Source organism: Pseudocnuella soli, assembly GCF_004347775.1.
GTDB lineage: Bacteria > Bacteroidota > Bacteroidia > Chitinophagales > Chitinophagaceae > Flavisolibacter > Flavisolibacter aquaticus.
Genome location: NZ_CP037755.1, coordinates 4639371 through 4662966 on the forward strand (window position 1 = coordinate 4639371; position 23596 = coordinate 4662966).

Here is a 23596-nt window from a genome sequence, read left to right on the forward strand (position 1 = left end):
GCTTTTTAGTTGTTGTTTAATGCCTGCACAAATTGCGCAGCCTTTTGTTCCAATGCTTCGAGGTATGCGGGGGTAATTTGCTGCCTGCCATCTACCAGGCTGCTGCCAATGCCAAATGCTACAGCACCGGCCTGTTGAAATAGGGCAATATTATCCAGGTTTACGCCGCCGGTTGGGATCATGGGAATATGATCCAGCGGGCCTTTCAGGTCTGTAATGTATTGCGGATTGGATGCGGGGAAAATTTTAATTAAATCGCCGCCCGCCCTGTGTGCCGCAACCACTTCCGTAGGGGTGTATGCACCGGGAATGCTGACTTTACCCAGTGCTTTTGTTTGCTTGATCACATCCAACTCCAGCGATGGCGAAATGATGAATTGCGCACCACATTCAATGGCCTCTGTTGCAGCCGCAGCATCAAGCACGGTGCCCGCACCTACCAGCATGTCATTTTTCACAACGGCGCACAACTGTTTGATCGCACCAAATGCACCTGCAGAATTCAAAGTAATTTCTATGGCCCGGATGCCGCCCCGATACAGTGCTTGTGCAATTTGCGGCACTTCCTCGGGGTGTACCCCCCGAACAATGGCAATGATTTTATGCTGCAGTAATTGCGACAATACATCCATAATGAAAACAGCTTGACTTGTAATATAGCTAACCCAACAGGAGTGAAAAAATGTAATTGTCTTGCATGTTCTTTTACGATTACTCCCGGCAGGCTAGCTGTATTAGTTTTTTTACAACTACATCATTTTATGGCACAATTACAGCGCAATATTCCGGCTTTTAATACGTCCATAATGAACGACATTTCGGCAATAGAATTTTAGCACGGAAACCCACTGTTGTGGGACAAAAAAAGCGGTAAGACTATCTTAATAAGTTTCGGCAAAATTTACCCCGCTCACCAAAATACATAGCTGCAGATAGCGTTTTATTAAAAAACAAAGCATGAAAGCACTGCTGTTTTTTCTGTTGTTTGCGGGTATCTCTGGCGAACCCGTTTGGTCTACCAATTTTGAAGAAGCCAAAATAGAAGCGGGCAAATCGGGCAAAATGATCCTGGTGAGCTTTTCCGGCTCCGATTGGTGCATCCCCTGTATCAAAATGGAAAAGCAGCTGTTTCATTCGGCTGCATTTGAAGATTATGCGGTAAAAGACCTGGTGCTGGTAAAAGCCGATTTTCCACGGCTGAAGAAAAATAAATTAAGCAAAGAGCAAACTGAATTGAACGAACAGTTGGCCAGCCGATACAACCCGCATGGAATTTTCCCGCTAACACTATTAATTGATGGTTCGGGAAAAGTAGTAAAGCAATGGGATGGGCTGCCGTCGGAAACCCCGGAAGCATTTGTGGGCGAAATCAACACAGCCGCCCATGCCCGGCACTAATCAACTGACGCAACAACAAACTTACAAGAGCAGTGCGCTGCTCATGGGCAATAGCTTTCAAATAACTGTACTGGCAACAGACGAAGCTTATGCCCAACAGTGCATTGCCGCGGCAATAGCCGAAATCAGGCGCATAGAAGCACTCCTCACCACGTTTAATGAAGACAGCGAAACGGCACGCATCAACCAGAATGCAGGGCTCAAACCCGTTGCCGTATCCGGCGAAGTTTTTGATCTTATTAGCCGGTCACAAAAAATTGCGCAGCTCACCCAAGGCGCCTTTGACCTAAGCTATGGTTCGGTTGACAAAAGCCTTTGGAATTTTGATGTGCATATGACGGCACTCCCCGACCCCGCTATTGCAAAAAAATCGGTCCGCCTGATCAACTACCGCAATATTATTCTGGACGATAAACGAAAAACAGTTTTCTTAAAAGAAAAGGGCATGCGCATTGGTTTTGGTGGTATTGGAAAAGGTTATGCCGCCGATAAAGCAAAAGCATTGCTGCAGCGCATGGGCATTGAAAGTGGCGTTGTTAATGCGGCGGGCGACATGGCCACCTGGGGCCTTGATCCGCAGGGTGCGCCCTGGACCGTAGGCATTGCCGACCCGGATAAAAAGGGCGCTGTTTTTTCCGCACTCAATATCAGCAACGCAGCCATTGCAACATCGGGCAGTTATGAAAAATTTGCGACCATTAATGGCAAACGTTATTCTCACACCATCGACCCCAAAACAGGTTTGCCGGTTAGTGGTATAAAAAGTGTATCAATTATTTCGGCCAGTGCAGAACTGGCCGATGCAATGGCCACGCCGGTAATGGTGATGGGCGTGCAGGCCGGGTTGTACCTGATTAACCAGTTAAAAAACATGGCCTGCATCATTATCGACGATCAGAATCAACTCTATACTTCGAACAACATAAACATAAACATCAGCAGAACATGACTGCAACCACAAAATTTTTGATCGCGATGGGAGCACTTGTTTTTACCTGTTGCACTTCAGTAAAAGAATACCAGAAGAACAAGCTCAATGATTCCGAGATGCAATTGTCGGCGCGGAAATCACAAAAATTCGAAATGAATTTTCAGTCGTACCGCGAGGCAGCATCCGGCGCAAACGGTGGTAAAACGGGCGGCGGCTGCGGGTGTAACTAACCGGCAAAATACAAGTAAACTGTACTGCCTGGTTAAGAAATTTTTAAGCCCCGAATCATTTGATCGTCATTATTAGGAACCTGCTTCGCATTCAATATAAACCCCTTGCAGGGCCGTTCAATGAAAAAACTTACCCTTTCCGCAATTGGCTTTTATGTAAGCATCCTGGCCGCCTTTTCACAACCCGCAGATACTACTTATAAAAGCCGCAAACTGCGTTTGGAAGAAATCAATTTTGTATCGGGATATTATCATCAAAACGGCAACCACTCCGCAGTAACCGGCGGCATTGGCACGGAGCAGCTAACTGATTTTTCCAATACCATCGAACTGAAACTGTCGAAATACGACAGCCGGCTCCGCAAACATTCGCTCAACTTCGAGCTGGGCATCGATCATTATACTTCTGCATCATCCGATAAAATTGACCCAAGCACCATTAGTTCTGCATCACATGCCGATACCCGCATTTACCCATCGGTTTCATGGTCGCGGCTGGATGAAACAAAAGGAAAAACCATTGGCCTCAATTTATCTGCTTCTACCGAATATGATTATACGTCTTTCGGTATTGGGGCCAGTTTTGCAAAAACATCAAAAGACAATAATCGGGAGTTTAATGCAAGGGCACAAGCATACTTTGATACCTGGATGGTGATACACCCGATAGAACTACGCCAACAACTCGACCGGAATAAACCATCGCCGGGCCGAAACTCGTTTAATGCGGCGTTCTCGCTTTCGCAGGTGGTAAATCAAAAGCTACAGGTAGCGCTGGTAGCCGAACCTACTTTTCAGCAAGGCCTGTTGGCTACACGCTACCAGCGGGTGTACTTTGCCGGTGGCGGCCTCGATGCTGAAACGCTACCCGACAGCCGCTTTAAATTGCCGGTGGGCATAAGAGCCAATTATTTTGCCAGCGACCGCCTCATCGTTCGCTCTTTCTATCGTTACTACCAGGATAATTGGGGCGTGCGGGCACATACCATTGATTTGGAAACGCCCATTAAGGTTTCACCCTTTTGGTCCATCAGTCCATATTATCGCTTTTACACCCAAACCGCGGCAAGTTATTTTGCACCTTATGCTGCGCATAAAAAAGGGGACGCATTTTTTACAAGCGATTACGACCTGTCGCAATTCAACAGCCAGTATTTTGGTGCGGGCATGCGCTTTGTTCCGGCCAATGGCGTATTGGGTATTGAACGGATCACCAGTGCAGAAATAAGAGGCGGCCACTACATCCGCAACGATGGTTTATTATCCAACAACCTGGCGCTGCACCTGACGTTTAAATAGTATAGTCGTAGCAGTTTTAATGTTCGGCTGCATTAGTGCGGCACTAATTTTCAGCCGGTAAAAAAATTTGGAAAGCCGCACCGGCCCCAGCCTGCCCGGTGGCCATAATGGTGCCGCCATGCTGCTCCACAATTCTTTTGCAAATAGCCAGCCCTATGCCATTGCCTTCATAAGTATGGCGGTGGTGCAAGCGGTAAAAAATATCAAAGATCTTTTCGCCTTCCTCCGGCAAAAAGCCAATGCCGTTGTCCTCCACGGTGATCTGGTAATAAGGAATGCCGTTGCGCAACAGTGGCTGGTTGGCCATACGCGATGCCAACCGTGTACAACGGATGTTGACACTAAAAGGGCGGTCGGGGTGGGCAAACTTGATGGCATTACCAATTAGGTTTACAAAAAGCTGCCTGATCTGGTACGGCACCACTTGCAGTTGCGGCAGGTTATCTACCTGCCAGGTGGCCTGCAACCGCCGCAGGTCTTCTTCATATTCGTGCAGCACATCGGCCACAATGGTATTGAGGTCGGTATAATCCGTGTTGGCCTGGCGGTCTTCAATAATGTTGTACGCCGTAATATCTTCCACCAGGCTTTGCATGCGTTTGGCCGAAGCTTGAATGCGTTCAATGGAATCCAACACCAGTTTTGAAAGCGTTTGGTTTTCTTCGTCCATTACCCGCGACGCAAAAATGAGAATTTTGCGCAGCGGCTCTTTCAGGTCATGCGTAGTGATCCAGTTGATGTTGGCCAGTTCTTTATTGGCCTTTTGGAGGCGTTCGTTGAGCAGCCGCTGGCTTGCTTCTTCCAACCGCAGGTACTCGAGGTGAAAATGATTTTGCAAAGCACCGGCAAAACGTGCCGCTGCATTCAGCTCCGATATCCGCCACTCGCGGCTGGTGTAACGCACCTGCTGCCGGTAAATGGCAAATGAAGAACGTGGGTTGAGCTGGTTGAGCACCGTATGTTTTTGAATGGCATCAAACGGGTCGCCGGCCCAGTTGATACTTTGTTCCACTTCCTCCCGAAACCAGATGATGGCATCGCGCAGCGGGTCGCCCAGTTTGTTGTACAAAATACCGGCGGCCTGCCGGCTGATCTTTTCTGCATCGGCATAATGGGCCATTAGGTGCGATGTACTGAACTGCAGGCCCGCACTGTGTGCCGCCAGCCATTGAAACAGTTGCATGAGGCGGTCGTGTGGCGGCACCAGCCCCTGCTCGTATATTTTACCCTTATGCAACACCGCCACACCGGTGGCGTTGGCAGCGGGCATCAGTGATGTAAAGTTTTTAAACTTGAGCGCAAAGTCGCCTTCCTGTGGCACCAGGTTCAGCAGGTGTTGCAGGTGTGCTTCCACCACAGTACTTACTTCATATTCCTCGGCCAGTTGGCGCACCCTTATTTGAGACGATAAAAAATGCCCCTGCATCAGTGCCGCTTTCCGGCGGGCATACGACAGGTGCAGCGGCTGCTGGTGGTGGCAGGCAATCATTCCCCAAAGCTTTCCTTCCAAAACAATCGAAACAGTAAGTGTGGCGCCCACCTCCATGTTTTTGAGGTACTGGATATGAATGGGCGACACGCTGCGCAGCACGCTATCGCTCAGGTCGGGCTGCTGCACTTCGGCAGCCTGCACCGTTAGCAACGGAACAGGCTCGTAATCCACATCGGCAATCATCCGCATCAGGTTGCGCAGGTACAGCTCCCGTGCCTGTGGCGGAATATCGGTGTGGGGGTAATGCAGGTCGAGGTAAGGCTCCAAGTCTTTGCGTTTGCTTTCGGCATACACCTGCCCGTTGTATTCATTGTCGAACCGGTAAATCATTACGCGGTCGTAGCCGGTAATGGCGCGGGTTTGCTCCGCAATGCGCTGGCACAGGTCGCGCAGGCTGCGGGCCCGGTCGATGCTGTTGACGAATATCTGGGTTTGCTCAAACAGGTCGATGTCCGTTTCGGTACCCGGCTGTTGCAATTCAAATTCAAGGATGCGGTAAGGGCCACTTTCGTATACAAACAAATCGCACTGCTGGCCGGAAAGATTGACCACAGCGTGTTGCACGCCATTTTGCGCCAGCTTTAACAGCGCCATTTGTTCGGCTGCACCGGGCCAGATATCAAGAAGGCTTTTGCCCAAAACCTGCGCCGGCGAAAGTGTAAATAAAAGTTCGGTGTTACTGCTGCAGTAAGTAAGTACTTCGTTTGCATCTACTGCCAGTAGAACGCCAAATGGCTGGATGGCACCGGGACTATGAATAGGCTCGCTGGCACAGTTGGGAATGGTAGCTACTTCTTTGTTAACGACGTTGATGATTTGCATGCACCCTGTTTAGCAATGGTTTAAAGGAATTGGGGCGCATGGCCATGATGCCTTTAAAAAAATATAGTTTTTGTGGGGTACAATTTACAGGCCCAAAAATTAAAAAAAGGGTTTCAAAAAACAGCAACTGCCACATAAAATTTTGTTCGCATGTATAAACAACAAAAATTCAAGTGATCTAATTTGTTTTAGGGTTTACGCATCAGTAACAACCAACGCTGCACAAAAAGCACAGAATAATGAGCCAGGCAAATTTTCCAAAGCCATCACCAAGCGTTTTTAAAATTGTCCGATAATTTCTGCAAAATGTTGGGGCGATGCTTTGGATAAAGCCACCACTAAGGTCTTTTCACCAGCACTACATGTTTGATGTTCTTGCGGTCGTAGGTATACACAATGTGCACCTTTCCATCCTTTGCCTGTATCACGGCCGGGTAGCTGTATTCTTCACTTGTGCCATTTTCCAGAACCATGATGTCTTTCCAATCCTTGCCGTTGGTGGAAAGGGCTACATTGAGTTTGCCGCGGTTGTTGAACCACTCCTTGCCCCTGACGGTTGGATTGTACACCAACAGTTGGCTGCCATCGTTCAGGGTAACAGCATCAATGCCCGAATTGGGATTGGGTAAATGAATGGTTGAAAAGGGCGACCAGCTATTGCCACCATCATCCGACCACGCCTGCACGATGCGGTCCTGGTCGCTGCGGCACAGCACCTGCAGCCGGCCGTTGGGGTATTGTAAAATAGCGGGTTGAATGACTTTAAATGAACTGGCGCTATCAATGGGGATGCGCTTCCATGTTTTGCCGCCATCAGCCGATTGCTCGATGTGCGCCTTCCAAGCCTGTTCAGTTTCGGTGCTGGACGGGCTTAATATGGTACCGTTTTTCAACTGCACCGGTTTGTTTTTGATGGGCCCCAAAATACCGTCGGGAAGCCGGCTTGCGGTGCTCCAGGTTTTGCCATCATCGGCCGATGTTTGCACCATGCCCCACCACTCCCTTGGGTTGGGGCCCACTTTATAAAATAGTTGCAGCGGCCCGCCTGCAGGGCGGAACAGCACCGGGTTCCAGCAGGGATAGCGTAACGAATCGTGCACCACGCCGGTGGCTGCAATTTGTGGTTTGGTCCATTGCCCGGCACCCTTTTGTGTTTGCCAAATGGAAACGTCTTTATGCCCCTCGTGAGTGCCTGCAAAAAAGGACACCATGATGCCGCCCGATGCAAGCTCAACGATCGTTGGCGCATGGGCCGCAGTAAAAGGAGGTTGTGTAAAAATCAGTTCTTCGCCTTGTTTTTGCCAGCCGCCCTGCGCCAGCAGCATGCCCTGCACCAATAGCAACAATGTAATAAGCCCGCCTTGCTTCATGCGGTAAAAATAACCGGCGGCAATGAATGGGTTGCAAAAGAAATATCGGTACGCTTGCATGTCGTTGTTTATTGATTGGACAGATGCCTTTTTTCTTAACTACTTCCGTTAACTTAATGGGCATGAAACAGCTTGCCCTTGCCCTGGCATTAATGCCACTTTTTGTATTTGCCCAAACCGGCAAAGTAATGGATGCCCTTTCCCTAAACAGCAAGATCCTGAATGGCGAACGGAAGTTTGCCATTTACCTGCCGCCCGATTACGAAACATCGCAACGAAGCTACCCGGTGTTGTACCTGCTGCATGGTGGCGGCGACGACCAGACGGGCTGGGTGCAATTTGGCGAAGTGCAAAACATTACCGACAAGGCCATCAGGGAAGGCCGTTCCACGGCTATGATCATTGTGATGCCCGATGCCAACACCGGTCGCAGAGGCTATTTCAACGACATCAAAGGCGACTGGCGCTACGAGGATTTCTTTTTCCAGGAACTGATGCCGCATATTGAAAAAACATACCGCACCAAAAAGGAAAAACGTTACCGCGCCATCAGCGGGCTATCGATGGGTGGCGGCGGCACTTTTATGTATGCGCTGCACCGCCCCGACCTGTTTGCTGCTGCCTGCCCATTGAGTGCAGCTGCGGGGCCCATTAGCTTAGAAGATGCCAAAACATCGATTAGGCGAAACAACGCCACTGCAACCGATGCTGCCATTGAAGCTTATTACAAGCAGCACAGTGCATTGGCGCTGATCAACAACATGGCGGACAGTGTAAAAAAATCGGTGCGCTGGTACATTGATTGCGGCGACGACGACTTTTTATATGAAGGCAACTCGCTGGTGCATATTGCGATGAAGAAAAAAGAGATCCCGCATGAATTTCGCGTTCGCGATGGTGCACATAACTGGACCTACTGGCGGGAAGCCCTGCCTGATGTGTTGCATTTTGTATCGCAAAGTTTCCGGCAGTATTAAAGGCTACATTGTTTTTTCTTCTTTCATGTACTCACGGCGTATGCCTTCCTTGATGTGCTGGTAGGTGATGAAGCCATTACGCGATGCCAGGCATTGCAGCGCGGCATAATGCATCACCGAAATAATGCCCGCCCCTGTCAGTTCATATTTCTGGGCGCATTCGGGTAGGTTTACCTGCTCGTCTACCGCCATTTTTTGGGGCAACGCTTTTTGCCAAAGCACCAGCCGCTCCTGTGCATTGGGCACCGGGAAATGTACCAGTGCATGAAACCTGCGGATGAAAGCATCATCGAGGTTGTTTTTAAAATTGGAAGCAAGGATAATGAGGCCAGGATAATCTTCCACGCGTTGCAGCAAATAACTTACTTCTTGGTTTGCGTATTTATCGTGGGAGCTTTGCACATTGGTGCGCTTGCCAAAAAGTGCATCTGCTTCGTCAAAAAAAAGGATCCAGTTTTTGGCTTCGGCTTTTTTAAAAACGGCTTCCAGGTTTTTTTCCGTTTCACCAATGTATTTGGAAACGATCTGTGACAGGTCGATGCGGTACACATCGCAATGAAACTGCTTGCCAAGCAGTGTAGCCGTTAACGTTTTGCCGGTGCCCGGCGGGCCGTAAAATAAAACACGGTAACCCGGCTTGATCTTTCGGAACAGGTGTTCCTCTTGTTGCAGTTCGTGGTGGTGCTCCAGCCACACCTGTACGTCGTGCACCTGTTGTGCTGTTTGGTGATGCAGCACCACATCCTCCCAAAGCATGTTGGTGGTAATGCGCTTTGCCGGAAAATCAAGCCCGAAGCGGGGTGCTGTTTCCTTTCCCAGCAAAATTTTATTTACCCACTCACTATCCATTATGATACGACCGCTCATGAAAGGTTCTCCTTCCCGCACGGGCTCAAGCCAAAGGATGCGTTGGCGGTAAAAAAAATGCGCTTCTGAAAAAAGTTGGTGTGCTGAAAGCCGGCCCCCAATTTCATTGCCAAAAAGAACAAATTGTGCAGTTTCGCCGGTGGGCAACATGCTGCGGTGGTTGCCCCCTTTTACGCCGCCTATTTCCGGGAAATCGCCACCAGATGGAAACTGCTCCAGTATGATGGCCTCAAAAAAATTGGGCAGCACATGTGGCACCAGTGCAAGCAGCAACACGATCCATTCTTCATCCGTTTGCAGTTGTGGCAAATGCCGCAGCAATTCGGGGCGCAGAAGTTGGCCATTAAAATGTTGTGGCAACCATTGTAGCAAAACCAGCGGCTGGCCCTGTGCATGGGTTTGCAGCCGGTGGACCACAATGGCCCTTAGGCCTGTTAGCGCCGCATCTACTGCTGCGGCTGGTGAAGGATCATTGCCGATGGCGTAAAGCATGATGTTGGTAAAAGGATAAAATACACAATAGGGGGCCAATCTGCAAGAAGGTTGCCTCCCCATAAAACAACGGGGTATCACTTGCATTTTACGCCCATTGTTTTGTACCTTACCAGTCGCGAAGTACGAAACTGAGGAAGGTGCATTCCTGTTTCGATTAACAGGACCCCGCGAGGTCGGCTCGGTTGCACAGCACTTGGAGTCGAACAACGTTTCAAGGTGGCCTTGTAGAACCCGTTCCGGTGGCAACTGGCGCGGGTTTTCTTTATAAATCCGGAGCATCATATGGACGCAGTTGATTTGCCTGCGCCGTTCTGCACTACATGGGCCAGTTCGTGAGCCAATAGCTTTTTTCCTTTTTGCGCGGCTGGTTGTTATTGTTCTTCGTTAAAACAATATCGTCAATGGTGTACGCTTTTGCGTTGATGTTTCGTGCCAATGTTGCGGCTTCGATGCCGGTATGGATTTTTACATTGCTGAAATCATGGTTTATGCTTTGCCCAAAAAAAGCCTGTTCCTGATGAGGAAGTGGCTGGCCTGCGTTGCCAAGTGAATGGATATAGTTTGAAGCAACGTTTGAATAATTTGCATTGGTAGCGGAAGAAGGTTCCTGCTTTTGAAGTTTCTTTTCTTCGTCTTTTTGCTGTTCGGGAAGGCGATTTACATGCTTCCCTTCTTCCTCGCATTTTTCGCATTTACGCTGGATGGATGCCTGCGAATTTGTGACAGGATGAAAGAATGTTTCATGCGTTGGATGACTGTCGAAAAAACTTTGTTCTGAATTTTATTTTTTGAAAAAACAACTGTCTTTCGAACGGCCTATGTTGCGGCGGCAGCGGCGAAGGAAAGTTGGTTTCATAAATAATCTAATTTTTTCTTTCATTCATTATTGTTCTGCATGGCCTGGTTAGAACCATTTCACTACTAAATTTTTCCTTAAATTATTTACTCATAAACATTTTTGGAACTAGTGGCTTGGAAGGATTTTTTGGATTAGGAAGATGATTACTAAAATGGCCTCCCGCTACTGATGCATTACCGGCTAAAGTATTTACGGTAATAGTGAAATTGTTCGGCAAATAAAAATAAGCAGTTTTTAATTTTAATATCCGTTCAATCTCTACGTATTCATCCCGAGTTATATTTAGCTTTCGCACCAACATATCACTACTCCATCTACCTTGTTTAACCATATCAAAAATTAGAACACCTACTCCATTATAATGGTCTTTTGTTTCGTTAGTTGAATAATATGCGACCATCCAGCTTTCTAATTCTGATGGACCATTCTTTGCATATTCACACTCTACCTGATATTGCAAAATAGCGTCTTGATTGTTCTGAAGTTCCCTTCGTACTTTTCCCTCGACCTCACTAAATTGTCTATTGGTACCCACAGAAATGGCGGCTAAATTTCTGGGATCATTATCAGGACCTCCAAAAGAAAGAGGTAGAAGGTGACCATCATTATACTTAAATTCTGAGGGGATTAAAAACTTTCCTGGTGATGGAGTGGCCATATTTCTTTCTGCAGCTATTAATGTAGGAGAAAATCCAAGTTTTCCAATAACCTGTGTCGCCCGACCATTTTCGTCTAGAGGTGAAGGTTTATATTCAGAAGCTTTGGGAGTTCCCATGTCTTTGACTCTTCCTGAAATTTTTCCACTACTTCCAGTATATTCATAATCCCACTTATCCCCATCATCTACTACGGTAAGGCTGGTAAATACGCTGTGGGCTTTTTTAATTTCCCGTGCCACTTTCAATGCTTCTTCATGCGATAGCTTTCCATTGGTAAGTAACGGTGCTTCCAGTGCATGCAGCTCTTTGATGGCAGTGGCGATTTTTGCAGCCTTTTCGGGTTCGTACTTTTCATGGGGCTGCTGTTCGCCCATTTGTGCACCCGCCTTTTCCACTACTTTTTTGGGCACTTTGCCCTTTTTGCCTTTTTGTTTGGGCAGCGGCACTTCTACTACCGGCGGTGGTGGCGGCACTTCTTCTCCTTTTTGCTTGTCGGCAAAATTGCCGGCCTTTTCTGATACATGCGCCCCCTTGGGTGGCACATTTTCTTCGAGCAGGTCGTCGGCAAACTTATCGGGGTCGAAGCTTACCTGGTTGAAATCCACCGTGGGCCATTCACCTGAACCCAGTATGTATTCGCCAAAGGTCAGGCCAATGCCAAACTGGCCAGGTAAAGGGTATTCCAGTTTTCCTACCGGCCACTCATGACCGAAATTGGGTACCGGCCAGGGGCTATCCACGGCCAGCGTAATCATGCCTTCCAACCCAAGGAACGGTTGGGCAGCCAGTTCGGCGGTTCCCTTGATAAAAAATTCACCCTTTTTACCGGCAACAGGATCGGCCACCTCGCGGTACCCGATCACAGGTGTGGCTTCCACATAACCTTTGATGCCGGCTTTGGCATTTACTTTTCCACCCAAATCAATATCAAACCCAAGGATACCTACACCCGCATGCGCACCAAAACTAAATACCAGTGCAGCATACCCTATCAGGTTAAAAGTGCCCTGGATCCGGAAGTCGTTGAACAGGGCCGGGTCGGTAGAATAGTTGCCAACGACCTGAATATTTTTTAAAACTGCCGGCCCGATCTGCGCTTCGGCATACAACAGGAAATCCAACCCAATGTGCACATCCGCAACGTAAGGAACACCCCATCTGAATTTTGGATGCAGGTCGATAAAATTGGGTGACCGATAAGGCTTTGCCGGGAAAAGTGGCACCGTAGCAGGCGGTGTAATCTCGCCGTGTACCGTTACATGTCCTTCAGCATCAACGATCACTTTTGCAGATCCCGTAAGCCATTTATTAAAAGCAAAATCCAGCACACCCCAACCGGCTATTACACGTGGGCCCGGCTGCGGCCCTGCGGGTACATCATTGGCCCCGGCAGCAGCAGCGGCCTCCTGCCCTATTTGCTGCGGCTCCAGTTGCTGCAATACAGCGGCCCTTGCCTGCCGTGCATCGGTAACAATGATGTTTATTTCGCCGCGCAGTTTATCGGTGGTATACGCTGCCTTGCCCTGAATATCAAAAATGCCATTCAGGAAACTTCCCCTTACTACCCCCGCAAAATTTTTGATGTTGGTTTGAACTTCAAAAGCTCCCTTTAAATTGCCCCCTTCATCGCGGTGAAATTGAAGCTGGCCGTTGGTGAGATTTTTTATAGAAACCACCGCATTGCCTTCTACCGTAAGCGCTGAATTTACCAGCCCGATATTCATTTTAGCAGCTACAAATCCACTCAGGGTCAGGCTGATGTCATTTATTTTAAAAATGATCCGGTCGCCATCGATCTTATTTTCAATATTGTCCCTTTTGGCCAACATGTTTTGCATGCCGGCCCAGTTCATCAGGAGGGGATTTTTGCGGATGAAATCAAAAACTGCCGAAGGCATCCCTGCAGCACCTGTTTTACCGGTGGCGATGGTGACAAAGCCTTCTATTTTGCTTTCGCCGGAAATCTTTACGGCGAGTACAGGAGTGATGCCTGCGTTAGCCAGCGGCTGCAATACAGACAGTTGTAACGGTAAGGCTTGAAAACCGCTGCCGATGGTTTCGTAAAATCCTTTTTTGTTTTTCCTTACCCGCAGGGAACCGGAGGCATGGTTGCCGAAATGGGCATTGATGGTATTGCCCTTGTGGCCTGCTTCGGCTACATAGGCAGCAATGGATTCGGCCGGGTTGAATACACCAGTATTTAGCGCTGCAGATGTGTTTGGCGGTGTGGCTAAAGCAGGCGATGCATCCGCTTTTCGTTGAATGAGGGGAATGCTGCCTTGCTGAATGGTATGCGTGAGTTCGTGGGCCAGCAAAGCCATTCCATCAGCAGTGCCCGGAGCAAATTTCCCGCTGTTAAAATAAATATCACTACCGTGAGTAAATGCCTGCGCGTTGATGGCCTTGCACAAGCTTTCTGCAACGGGACCTGTATGAATGCGCACCTTGCTAAAGTCTGCACGGATTTTTTGCTCCATTAATTGGCGGGTGGGTGCGGGCAAAGCACTCCCTGCTCCTTTAGAGTGGGTCAATATATCTTCAAATGTTGCGTCAAGATTGGATGGTCCCCTGCCGGTACGTTGCAAAACATAGGGGCGAACCGGCTGGCGGGATATGGCCATTCCCGTTTGCTTTGGCTGCACTAATTGTTCTTGTTCTTTTCTTACTTCAGGAGGTTCGCTTTTAGCTTGAATGGCAGGCTGTGCCGGTTTGTCCTCTAATTCTTTTTCCTTGCGCTGCAGGCCGGTTTCTTCCTCCTTTTCTTGCGGGGCTACTGCTGCATCGGGCATGCGCATTACTTTTGCGGCAACGGCATCGGCTTCCTTTTCCTGCGGGTCGTCGGGACTGCTGATGGCAGTTTTTGCCTGCAGGGCAGGACCAAAAAAATGCTTAGGTTCCTTAAGGCCAAAAAAGGGTTCCGCCGCCTTCCGGGAGAAAAGGCCTTCGGTTGTTTTTTGCTGTACAACCGCGGTATGCCTGTTTGTTTTTTCGGCGGCAGTGAACACTATTATTGCATTTTCATAATTGATTTACTTACTCATAAATGAGAACAACATTCTTTGATTACTTCATCACAGGGTCTATTGCTAAAGGTCGCACATTACCTGCAGGTTTTATAACCAAAGGCGTGGCTTCTGAATAACCATTTAAAAATGAGCAAATCAGGCAGCCATTTTATCAACCATAAACAAAAACGATCCGCACCCCAATTCAAACCCACTCTGTTCTAATTGCCCGGCCCATCCACGGAAGCTTTACGGTGTGGATGGTCCAAGGAAGGTCGTTCAGCAACAGGTCGTAGGCTTTTTGCGATACCTGCAACACCCATGTATTTTCCTGCAGCGACAGTTTTCCTTCCCGTTGTAAAAATGCTTCCTGCAACCCGGCAACCGAAGTATTCTTCAGCGCCGGCCAGTGCCCAATTATGGCCTCTAAAAGCAACCGAGATTCTTCTTTAAACCCTTCGGGTAAACGAGGTATCAAAACAATGGGCGCCTCCGGCTCCATGCCGCACAACAGTTTTGCAAAAACGGTGTCGTATTCGGCGTATTCCTCGGCTCCACTCACCAGGTATTGCATTAAGGCTACTGCAAGGTCTTTGCTGTTGAACCTGCCATCGGCAATTATGCCCAGGTTGGCAAAAAAACGGGGCAGAAAAGGAGCCACCAAAATCAACCCTGCATTGTTGATGTAAAAACCGGATGTATGCATTGGAGGCACTTCCGTATTTGCCTGTGCTGCTTGTAAAGGCTGTTGCAACTCCAACAGGTTTTGATTCATTATATTTTTTCGCATGTTCCTACCCGGTAGTATGCTATAAATATTTTTCAGCACCTGCAGCAAGCCATCCACGGGCATCTGGTAAGCGAGCACCCAGTTGTGCAACACGGATTCAATAGCCTTATTTTCTTGTAAACCCACAGGTTTTCCTTCCAGCAACAGCCGAAGGGCTGCTCCCTGCGGCAGGGGTATGGCACTAACCAATGCGCAAACAAAATCCGTGGTGGTTTCCTGCAAAAAGTTGCGGTTCAAATCCCCGTTTTCAATAAGTTGCGCCAATGTTTCTATTTGGGTCAAACTTTCTTTAAGTGCGGCTGCATCTTCACCGGTAATGGCCGACAGCAACAGCAACAGCACTTCATCATTCAGGACCATTACCATCCGGCGGGCAATTAATTTACCCGACAACAAATGGCGCATTTGCCTCCGGCCGGGTTCAGAAATGTGCCCCGCCAAAAGGCGCACCTTTTGGCCGAATACCTCACTACTTGTGCTGCTGCACCACCAGGGTAGGTATCCATGACTTAGAAAAAACAGGAAAGCTTCTTCAAAAGATTGTTCACTGTTTATGATTGTTGTAGGCTGGGCCGATGCCCTGGCGGCTTCTATTTGCTGCAGCAGTGCCTTGGCAATTTGTTCAGCCAAAAGGGGCGTGAATGGATCTGGATCTGATGAAACATCAATTACAAGCGAATCCATCCGGATGATATCAGTTTGCGCACACAAGGGTTCTAATGCCCTTGCAATGGCAGGCGCCAGCATTTCGTTGCACCATTTTGTTGCCTGTTCCTGCACGGCAAAAGGTTCCGCTTCGTTTGACTGAAAGTCTATTGAGACAACCTGTTTGCAGATGATGTTTTGGCCACTCATGATGTTGCATTAAAAAGCGCATCAATACGGTTCTTTATTTTTTCCAGCAACTCAAGCAATTCCTTTTTATGTTCCGTTTGTCCCGTGTTGTTGATGTGAAAAATTTCATCATCGATCAACACCCGCAGCATTACCAGTTGAAACAGGTCGCCTTCTTTAAACTGGTTCATCACCGGCTCCAGCGCCTGCAAATGATCGGCAATATTTTTAAACACTTCGGCCACTTCCACCTTTAATGCGGCTTGCGGATCGCGTTGAATGCAGCCAATATATGCGGCCAGAGAAACCAGCAAAAGGTACAGGTCGAACAGGGGCTTTCTAAGCTGGGATCCATCTGGATTTTCGATGGCTTTTATTAATGCCTTCAACCAAATTAAGATGGCTTCTATAATGGTTACCCGGTCGCCCCCTCCACCATCGCCGCCTGTGGGCAAAAATCGAAAGCCATTAAAAAATTCAAGCTGGCTTGGGATGGAGTTGGTAGCAATGGAGCGCTGTTGCAGTTGGGCAAAATAAAACTCCACGCCAGGCAGCAGCGGAAACTGTTCTTTTACTTTGTCCATGATCTCCTTGTGTTCTTCCAAAAAACTTTGGAAGCCATGCTCCAGCGTGGGTAAAGGTTTGCACCCTTCCCGTCCGCGTTTGCCCCGCACCCTAATTGTTGCAATGGCCTGCGCAGATTGGTTGCGGTCGTCCGTAACCGTTAGTCTCAGCAAATAATCTGCTGCTTCGTTCAGATCGTACACAATGGGTATCACCGAACCTGGATTCGCGATCTTTAAAGGAGGTCCTGCATTTTCCCAACGATAGGAAAGTATTCCTCCTTCGGGATCCTTTGATGCGGTAGCGTCCAAAACGGTGTGGGTTTGGGGCAACTGCACATCAACCGGCGTTTTTACAAATGCTTCAGGCGGGGCGTTTCGTGGCCGCACCACCACCGTTACAGCATCAAAAGCTTCTCCCTCACGGTCATCAGTAACCGTAAGTTCAAATACATGCGGGCCTGTTGTGGCAAAACTGGAAACGGCAGTGGTGGCTGCATTGGGGTTTCCGATGGCAGCCAATTGTGCCGGGCTTTTTTGCACCCATGCAAAAGCTAGCGGCCCGCCTTCGGGATCGGTGCCGGTGCCGGTCAGGGTTACCATTCCACCCAACTCCACCGATTCGCTGGATGCCCGGGCAACGGCTGTGGGCAATTGATTGGGTGGCGGGTCTACCGTTATGGTAACCTGGTCGCTGTTGCTCGACACACCATCGGACACCGTTAGCTGAAACACATAATCGCCGGGTGCCGTTAAATTGGAAACTTCTACCTGGGGCAGCAGCGGATCGGAAAACTGCACAGCCTGCTGTGGACTTACCAAGCTCCACGAAAAACTCAGGGGCTTGCCTTCCGGATCTGTGGAGGCACTACCGTCTAAAGTGCCCGCCGTTTGGGGAAGGGCAAAACGCTGGTCGGGACCGGCATTGGCTACCGGGCCCTTGTTTACCGGTTCCTGTACCAGGAACTGGATGGGCGTACAATTGGATGCACAGAGGTAAGGCAGGTAAAAGTCGGCAATCACGTCGCCCTGCTGCAAGGTGCTGAATACATTGTTGCTCCGGTCGCGAACGGCCAGTGTAAACCTGATGCTTTCTGAAAATTGCACCGGCTCCAATACATCGGAGGTAGCATTGAGAATGGTCGTCCGTTCTTCAAAAAGTGTTCTGCCGCCTTTACGAAACACAAGAGAGATGAGGATGGTGGCCGGAAGGCTATCTACCTGCACCGAAAATTTTCCGGACTCCAAATCAAGTGTGGCATCGGCGGTTTTGTTGGCAAAACTGGCAACTGCCCTGCCCAATAATATTCCCGCATTTATGTTGGCAGTGCCTTCGATGGTGAACGACCCGTTGACAGTGCCGCCCTTTGCTTCGTGGTGATACACGAGGATAAACGTTCCGCCCAAAGGCACGCCTGCCTTATGTTGTATGCCCGGGTGTTTTTGTATAAAAAAATTAAAGTACAGGTTGCTGTAGGTTTCCGCCAGCCGGTTTTGAAATTGCTGGTAAATAGCCCGGAAGGTGCCTTTTTTACAACTCAATTCCACTTCATCGCAACTATCAATAAAGTCTTCTGCAAGAATTCGGTCATCTTCCTCCATGCGGTTATTTTGCATCCGGTCGAACAAAAAGCTGCTGATCATTTTGCTGTCTGCTTCAAGCCTTTCACACACCGGCACCAGAAACTCGTGCCACCGGCTGATAAAGGCATTAATATCGGGCACCATAAATGTTTTGGCCAATACCATTGTAGCGAGGTAATCGCCGTAAACATCCGAACCCACACTCAACTCGTTCAACAACCTCCTTTTCCGCTGCTGGTCTTCATTGAGGTATTCGATCATCTGACCAACAACGGCTTCCCATTCACGCCGCACAATTTCATAGGATATCTGCAGGTCGCGCAGATCGCAGCCGGCAAGTGCTTCGGCCGTTTCTTTTTTACCCGCAGGTGGTGCACCGGTGCGCAATACCACCACATCAAACGGCAAGCGGTTGGTGCTTTTCAGGTTGGTCAGTTCGGCCAAAACATCCGAAAACTTCCGGCCTATATGTCCTTCGATCCGCAAAAAGTTGGCGGGCTCCAGGTCGTAGCGCAGCGGGTTTTTTACCCAATCTTGGGTGCCATAAGTTTCGCCATGATACGACAAGTTTTCACCCATTTCATTGCGTACCGATTTTTTAAAATTCCAAAGCGGGTACAACACCGAAGGCGTGTAATAATAGGGAATGGCTTTTTCGGAAAGCGGCTGGCCTCCGAACAAACTGGGCGTGATTTTAATCCCAATCGGAGCCGGTGGTGTGGACACAAACGGAGGAATGGACAACCGGTCTTTTTGGGCCTGCATCCGTTTCATCAGAAAGCGCAATTCGTGGACCCAGTTTTTTCTTTCAAATAAGGGCGAATAAATAAAATAGTGGCGATGGTCACCAAACATTGCTGTACTGCCAGCCGCCTCGCCTAATAGCAGATGGCGTGGAAACAGGGACTTATCAGGACAACACATGCTTAAGATGTTGTTGCCCACTGCACGCAATTCATCATAAGCTTGCAACAGGTCGCTGATGATGTCGTAATAGTATTGCAGGTGCAGCAATTGTCCTTTGGTAGTGATGTTGCGCAGGAAACTGAATTTTGTTTTCAGGTCATCAAACGGATCGGTGCCGCCACCCATTAAGGGCAAAAATGTTTGGTGTGCCCCGGACAGTGAAGCCTGAACAGCATCCAGAAAAGCATCGCTTAAAATACCGGTGTACACATTCAGTACATTTTCAGAGGTAATCAAACCAGTGGCGGGCACATTGTAGCGGGGCATCTTGATGCATGGCAGCCGCAAGTTGCTGTGGAGCGTTGCGGGATTTCCGGTTATGCCTTTCAACGAATCGGTGTAAGGCGGTGGTAGGTTTTTAGCCACCAGCAGGGGTCGTATGCTGATGGTGATGTTGATGCCCTTATCGTCGCAGGAATTGGGATCGCAGTTTTTGCTTTGATTGTGCAACAATTCAACAAACAGTAGCACTACATAAGGAGCCAATCCACCTGGAATGGCTGCCAGCGAACTGCTGCCTGTTTCCGATGTATTTTCTTTTAATTCATACAGGTCAAACTTTTGCCTTTTGGGGTCCATTTCCAAGTGCACCATTTTTTCGTAGTACACTTCCTGCACGGCATCATAGGCTTTGAATGCGGTATAGGTAAGGTCGGTTTCCTGCCTGATAAGATACCCCCCCGAGGTAATACCCACACCCTTTGTGATGGTGATGCTGTTGCCGGTTGTTTTAACCTCGAGGCCGCACACTATGCCAATGCCCAGCAGCGAAGCCCGTGTCAATCGTTCTTGTTCATCCAGGTATTCGAACAGGTTGTTCAGGTGTTCGGAGGTAAGTACCTGGTCGGGCACAAACTCCGGAAATACGGTAAACTCTGGCATCATAACCTCAATTTTTAAATGATGGTGCGGCCCAGCAACACCCTGTTTTCGTCGTTGCCGTCAACACAGTCGTGCAGGGTGGCAGGCGGGTAAATATTTTTCAGTGTCGAAAAAACCTCGAGCAGTGCAGACAACCGCTGGTGCAGCACCACATCATCCCGTTCGGGCCGGGCCAATTCGGTACGCCAACGGCAAAACACAGCTGCAAACTGGCGCAACTGTTTTTTACTGACCCAACACAGTTTTACACCCAGGTGTGCCGGTGCCTCCAGGCGTATGGTTTGTTCGGCAAAATCACGGAAAGCCATATCGGTGGCTGCGGGACCGTCTTCGCCATTTACCACCACCGTAATGCGAAAGGAATAGGGGTCTTCATCGCCACAGCCGCCACAATTGCCCGACAGGCAAACCGGGAGCAATGGATCGCCGTTCCGTATGGGCCCGGGCAGGGGCACCTGCGTGGTGTGCAGCAGGTGGCCCACACCCAGTGGCGCGCCTTCGGCACCATGAAAAGCCACCCGTTGTAAAATTTGGTCGCGGGCAGCAATGGCGGCACCCTGCGTAGCAAAATGTTGTTTGCGGGTGGCTATTACTTCACCGGTTTCATCCAGCAGGTTCAGCACCCATTTGATCTCTTTTTTTACCTGATACCGGGCAGGATTATAAATATGCCGGCACACAGCTGCTATTTCGGCCCTTGCCTTTTGCGTGGCAGCCGCCAGGTCCGGATCCGAATATCGGGTGCTGCTGCTCAGGTATATTTTCCGTGAAGCATCGATCAGGCGCCACCTTCTTTCAAAAAGCACCCCATCGGTGTCCCGCTCTTCATACAATTCGAAATAAAGGGAAGCATCGGGTTTGTTCCGGGGCCGCAGCAACAGGTGCTCTACTACAAACAACTTTTCCCTGATGCTGATTTTTTGTGCCCAGGCAATGGTGCGGTCCCGTGCCGCCCCTGCCGCGGTTTTGGTGGTAAACAAATGGGGTGCAGTTGCTAAAATGTTCCCTGCTCCATCCGTCAAATTCAGGCTCCATTTAGATGCCTTTACCAAAGTATAATGATCCGGTTGTGCAAAGAACTGATAAGTCAGGGCTATGTCCTTTTTTCCCTTTTCCATTGCGTTGGAAAGGGCCAGGGCTGCATAGTTTTTGGCGCTGCGCAAATACACTTCGCCTGCTTCATCCACCAATTGCCAGTGCCGGTGGGTAATGGTCCCGGTAGCATCGCAGGTTGTGGTCCATTCAAAGTAGGTAAGGTATCCTTCGTCATCGAGATTGAGCAGCAACTCGATCCTTTTTTGCAGCCCCGCAACATTGGCACTGTGGCATACATGCGCCGCATCCCTGTAGTTGATGGCGCGGCCCCGGTTGGCGCTGGTAAAAGGAAAGGCTTTCAGGTAATCGATCTTATCGCTGATCAGTTGCGCGTCGGTTTTTTGCCGGTCCTGGTGGTAGGCATATAACATCAACGCATAGTCGCTAAACTGTTCGCCAAACCTGGCCAGCATATGATCTAGAAACCGGTTGCGCCGGTCCAGGAAAACAGGGTCGTTGTCCGCATCTGCCGCCCCATCAAATGGCCGCTCCACCAGGCCTTCGAGTTTGGCTGCGGAAAAATCTTTGTACAAACCGCCGGCACTGTCTTCAATGCCTGTAAGCATTTCGTTGCCGATAAACCCCGTAAAATAGGTATGCGTCACCGCCTTATCCAGGGCAAACAGGTCGCCGATATGTGCCAGTTGATGCAGGTAGTTCACCAGCATTTGTTCAAAGAACAATAGGTATGCTTTTAGTTGCTGCGCCTGTGCCCGCCGCAGGGGCGATGCAGTGGAAGGCAGCCCGGCTTCGCCCACACCATAGGTTTGCGGCAGTGTGTTTTGCACCGGGTAATACTCTTTCAAATCAAAATAACGGCCGGTGGGCACCGGAAAATCGTTTTCGGATATGGCCAGTTTGAGGGGCGCATTTTTACCCTTAACTACCTGCAATGTGTCGTTGAGTTCCAGTACATCGGGCAGGAAAGGCAACCCGTTTTTAAAAACTAAAATTTTACTGGCTTCCATGTACAGGCGTGGCTGGTGGGCAAACCGCACCGGCATACTCCACGATTCCACATCGCCTACCAGCCTGCCCCGGTCGTCCCTTTTTTGGGCAATGTTTCCATCGGCATCGTAGCGGCTAAGCACCAGGTTTTTTACGGCCCTGACTCCTTCAATATCGGCCAGCAGGTTGATGATGTCGGATACATGCAACACCTCTTTTAACTGGGTGCTTTTTAGTTGTTCATTGTTGATAAACCCGTTGCTTAACTGCGGCCCTTCAAATATTTCATCTACCGGCATGCCGCTATCCACCAATTCCTTCAAAGAATAAAACCTGATGTCGGGACTGAAGTACTGGTCGATGCGGTAATAAGCTTCTGCAAGCACGGCTTCAATGTCTGCATCGTTTTCTACTTCCAGGTCGGCACACACGGCAATGTCTTCCACCTCGATGGCACGGATGGAGCAATAGTCTTCCGCCAGGTTGCGGTGGGCATGTAGCACGGCACTCGTCTGGACAATCACGGCATCGGCTTGCCTGATCTTGGCCAGGTACCGCGGCACAATGCCGCCGTCCGAAACATCGGACAATGCATCTTTTAAGGCTTGCAGATCCTGCAACTCTTTGCGGGCGGCGCTGGAGCCAAACCAAAGGCTCATGGGCACATCTTCAAAACGAAGCACAGGCAAGGGCAAAACAGCGCCGTTGCCTTCGGGATCGTAGGTTACAGCAAGCGTAACAAACACAGGGCGGCGCAGCACATTGCTGTCGGATAAATCAATGTCGGTAATGGGCAACCCGCTATCTCTTTTTATTTTGGAAATGCTTTCCACTGCAATGGCGGTAATGCGGCAACCGGGTTTTAGAAAAAGGCGGTAGCGTTCCTTATCGGCCTCCAGCCCCTGCCACGAAGGCAACCGCAGCTCGATCAGCGCTGTTGCCATGCCATCGGAAATGAGAAAATTAAACTTAAAAGCCACCTTGCCGCTATTGAGGTTGCCCGATTTTTCATCGTCATCAAATTCTACCAGCACATCATAAAGTCCACGAATCAGCACTGGTAAAAGGGGCGGCGGCGTGGGCACATATTGCAGCCTGCTTTCGGCACAGTTGGCATACAGGTAAAAACCTTCGCAGGGACACGCTTTAGGATGAAGCCAGCCGTTTTTTACACCATCAATATCAACAAGCAATTTCCGGTAATCGTCGATAGTGAGGGGATTGATGGTGAGTATCTGGCGGGGGGTAAAAAAGCCCTGCCGGTTGTGGTCCGGAACAGCATTGGGCGGGGTGGCCAGCAGGTCTTTGATATCGCGGCCCGTGCGGTAACCCAGGTCGGTAAGCGCATAACAAAGCGCCTCGAGCAGCGTGATGCCGGGGTCATGAATATTATAATCGGTCCAGAACCTGCTGCCCAGGTTTTGTATATACTCCAGTCCTTTTTGGCGCAGCCATGCATAGTCGCCGGCGGCGGCGGTTGTGGAAAGTTTTTTTATGGTGATGCTTTGCTGCAAAATGATTTATTTATTG

Annotated in this window: 14 protein-coding genes; 5 read left to right on the forward strand and 9 right to left on the reverse strand. The window is 49.3% G+C overall.

All coding sequences use genetic code 11. The features are described 5' to 3' along the window. Positions 1 to 5: 5 nt before the first annotated feature. The gene (locus tag EPD17_RS19080) at positions 6 to 632 is read right to left on the reverse strand and encodes a bifunctional 4-hydroxy-2-oxoglutarate aldolase/2-dehydro-3-deoxy-phosphogluconate aldolase (protein WP_132056059.1); all 627 of its coding nucleotides are present in this window, start codon (positions 630 to 632) and stop codon (positions 6 to 8) included. Between the two features lie 325 nt (positions 633 to 957). Here EPD17_RS19080 and EPD17_RS19085 point away from each other — a divergent pair, with 325 nt between their 5' ends. From EPD17_RS19085 to EPD17_RS19100, 4 genes are all read left to right on the forward strand, one after another. Further along, positions 958 to 1398 (forward strand): thioredoxin family protein, encoded by a 441-nt coding sequence (locus EPD17_RS19085; protein WP_132056060.1) that lies wholly within the window; start codon positions 958 to 960, stop codon positions 1396 to 1398. Then, a complete protein-coding gene (locus EPD17_RS19090) occupies positions 1385 to 2347 on the forward strand; it encodes an FAD:protein FMN transferase (RefSeq protein WP_204743227.1) in 963 nt (320 codons plus the stop codon). The genes EPD17_RS19085 and EPD17_RS19090 overlap by 14 nt, the downstream gene beginning before the upstream one ends. Beyond that, complete coding sequence (locus EPD17_RS19095) at positions 2344 to 2559, forward strand: DUF4266 domain-containing protein (RefSeq protein ID WP_132056061.1); 216 nt, start codon at positions 2344 to 2346, stop codon at positions 2557 to 2559. Before EPD17_RS19090 ends, EPD17_RS19095 begins: the two co-directional genes overlap by 4 nt. Positions 2560 to 2679: 120 nt before the next feature. After that, a complete protein-coding gene (locus EPD17_RS19100) occupies positions 2680 to 3858 on the forward strand; it encodes a DUF3570 domain-containing protein (protein ID WP_132056062.1) in 1179 nt (392 codons plus the stop codon). 43 nt (positions 3859 to 3901) lie between these two features. Here the strand turns inward: EPD17_RS19100 and EPD17_RS19105 are convergent, their stop codons facing one another. Together EPD17_RS19105 and EPD17_RS19110 are read right to left on the reverse strand one after the other, a co-directional pair. Next, complete coding sequence (locus EPD17_RS19105; RefSeq protein ID WP_132056063.1) at positions 3902 to 6172, reverse strand: ATP-binding protein; 2271 nt, start codon at positions 6170 to 6172, stop codon at positions 3902 to 3904. A gap of 338 nt (positions 6173 to 6510) precedes the next feature. Continuing rightward, complete coding sequence (locus EPD17_RS19110; RefSeq protein WP_240040678.1) at positions 6511 to 7602, reverse strand: sialidase family protein; 1092 nt, start codon at positions 7600 to 7602, stop codon at positions 6511 to 6513. A 62-nt stretch (positions 7603 to 7664) separates the two neighbouring features. On the opposite strand from EPD17_RS19110, the gene EPD17_RS19115 reads away from it, so the two are divergent. Next, positions 7665 to 8519 carry an alpha/beta hydrolase gene (locus EPD17_RS19115; protein WP_132056064.1) on the forward strand — a complete coding sequence of 285 codons (855 nt, stop codon included), beginning with the start codon at positions 7665 to 7667 and terminating at the stop codon, positions 8517 to 8519. 3 nt (positions 8520 to 8522) lie between these two features. Here EPD17_RS19115 and EPD17_RS19120 read toward each other — a convergent pair whose 3' ends face one another. The 6 genes from EPD17_RS19120 to EPD17_RS19150 form a co-directional block, all read right to left on the reverse strand. After that, positions 8523 to 9878, reverse strand: coding sequence for an ATP-binding protein (locus tag EPD17_RS19120; RefSeq protein WP_132056065.1), 1356 nt, complete (start codon positions 9876 to 9878; stop codon positions 8523 to 8525). Positions 9879 to 10197: 319 nt separating this feature from the next. Beyond that, positions 10198 to 10584 carry an eCIS core domain-containing protein gene (locus EPD17_RS20435; protein ID WP_132056345.1) on the reverse strand — a complete coding sequence of 129 codons (387 nt, stop codon included), beginning with the start codon at positions 10582 to 10584 and terminating at the stop codon, positions 10198 to 10200. A 235-nt stretch (positions 10585 to 10819) separates the two neighbouring features. Beyond that, positions 10820 to 14404, reverse strand: a complete 3585-nt coding sequence (locus tag EPD17_RS19135) for an eCIS core domain-containing protein (protein ID WP_132056066.1) — start codon at positions 14402 to 14404, stop codon at positions 10820 to 10822. Positions 14405 to 14609: 205 nt separating this feature from the next. Beyond that, positions 14610 to 16049, reverse strand: a complete 1440-nt coding sequence (locus EPD17_RS19140; protein ID WP_132056067.1) for a contractile injection system tape measure protein — start codon at positions 16047 to 16049, stop codon at positions 14610 to 14612. Continuing rightward, complete coding sequence (locus EPD17_RS19145; protein ID WP_132056068.1) at positions 16046 to 20026, reverse strand: PKD domain-containing protein; 3981 nt, start codon at positions 20024 to 20026, stop codon at positions 16046 to 16048. Before EPD17_RS19145 ends, EPD17_RS19140 begins: the two co-directional genes overlap by 4 nt. Before the next feature lie 11 nt (positions 20027 to 20037). Next, positions 20038 to 23580 carry a hypothetical protein gene (locus tag EPD17_RS19150; RefSeq protein ID WP_132056069.1) on the reverse strand — a complete coding sequence of 1181 codons (3543 nt, stop codon included), beginning with the start codon at positions 23578 to 23580 and terminating at the stop codon, positions 20038 to 20040. Positions 23581 to 23596: the final 16 nt, after the last annotated feature.

Excerpts from the sequence above, each read along its gene's own strand:
- EPD17_RS19080 (WP_132056059.1), bottom strand. The coding sequence starts at position 632 with ATGGATGTATTGTCGCAATTACTGCAGCATAAAATCATTGCCATTGTT.
- EPD17_RS19085 (WP_132056060.1), top strand. The coding sequence starts at position 958 with ATGAAAGCACTGCTGTTTTTTCTGTTGTTTGCGGGTATCTCTGGCGAA.
- EPD17_RS19090 (WP_204743227.1), top strand. The coding sequence starts at position 1,385 with ATGCCCGGCACTAATCAACTGACGCAACAACAAACTTACAAGAGCAGT.
- EPD17_RS19095 (WP_132056061.1), top strand. The coding sequence starts at position 2,344 with ATGACTGCAACCACAAAATTTTTGATCGCGATGGGAGCACTTGTTTTT.
- EPD17_RS19100 (WP_132056062.1), top strand. The coding sequence starts at position 2,680 with ATGAAAAAACTTACCCTTTCCGCAATTGGCTTTTATGTAAGCATCCTG.
- EPD17_RS19105 (WP_132056063.1), bottom strand. The coding sequence starts at position 6,172 with ATGCAAATCATCAACGTCGTTAACAAAGAAGTAGCTACCATTCCCAAC.
- EPD17_RS19110 (WP_240040678.1), bottom strand. The coding sequence starts at position 7,602 with ATGCAAGCGTACCGATATTTCTTTTGCAACCCATTCATTGCCGCCGGT.
- EPD17_RS19115 (WP_132056064.1), top strand. The coding sequence starts at position 7,665 with ATGAAACAGCTTGCCCTTGCCCTGGCATTAATGCCACTTTTTGTATTT.
- EPD17_RS19120 (WP_132056065.1), bottom strand. The coding sequence starts at position 9,878 with ATGCTTTACGCCATCGGCAATGATCCTTCACCAGCCGCAGCAGTAGAT.
- EPD17_RS19140 (WP_132056067.1), bottom strand. The coding sequence starts at position 16,049 with ATGAGTGGCCAAAACATCATCTGCAAACAGGTTGTCTCAATAGACTTT.
- EPD17_RS19145 (WP_132056068.1), bottom strand. The coding sequence starts at position 20,026 with ATGATGCCAGAGTTTACCGTATTTCCGGAGTTTGTGCCCGACCAGGTA.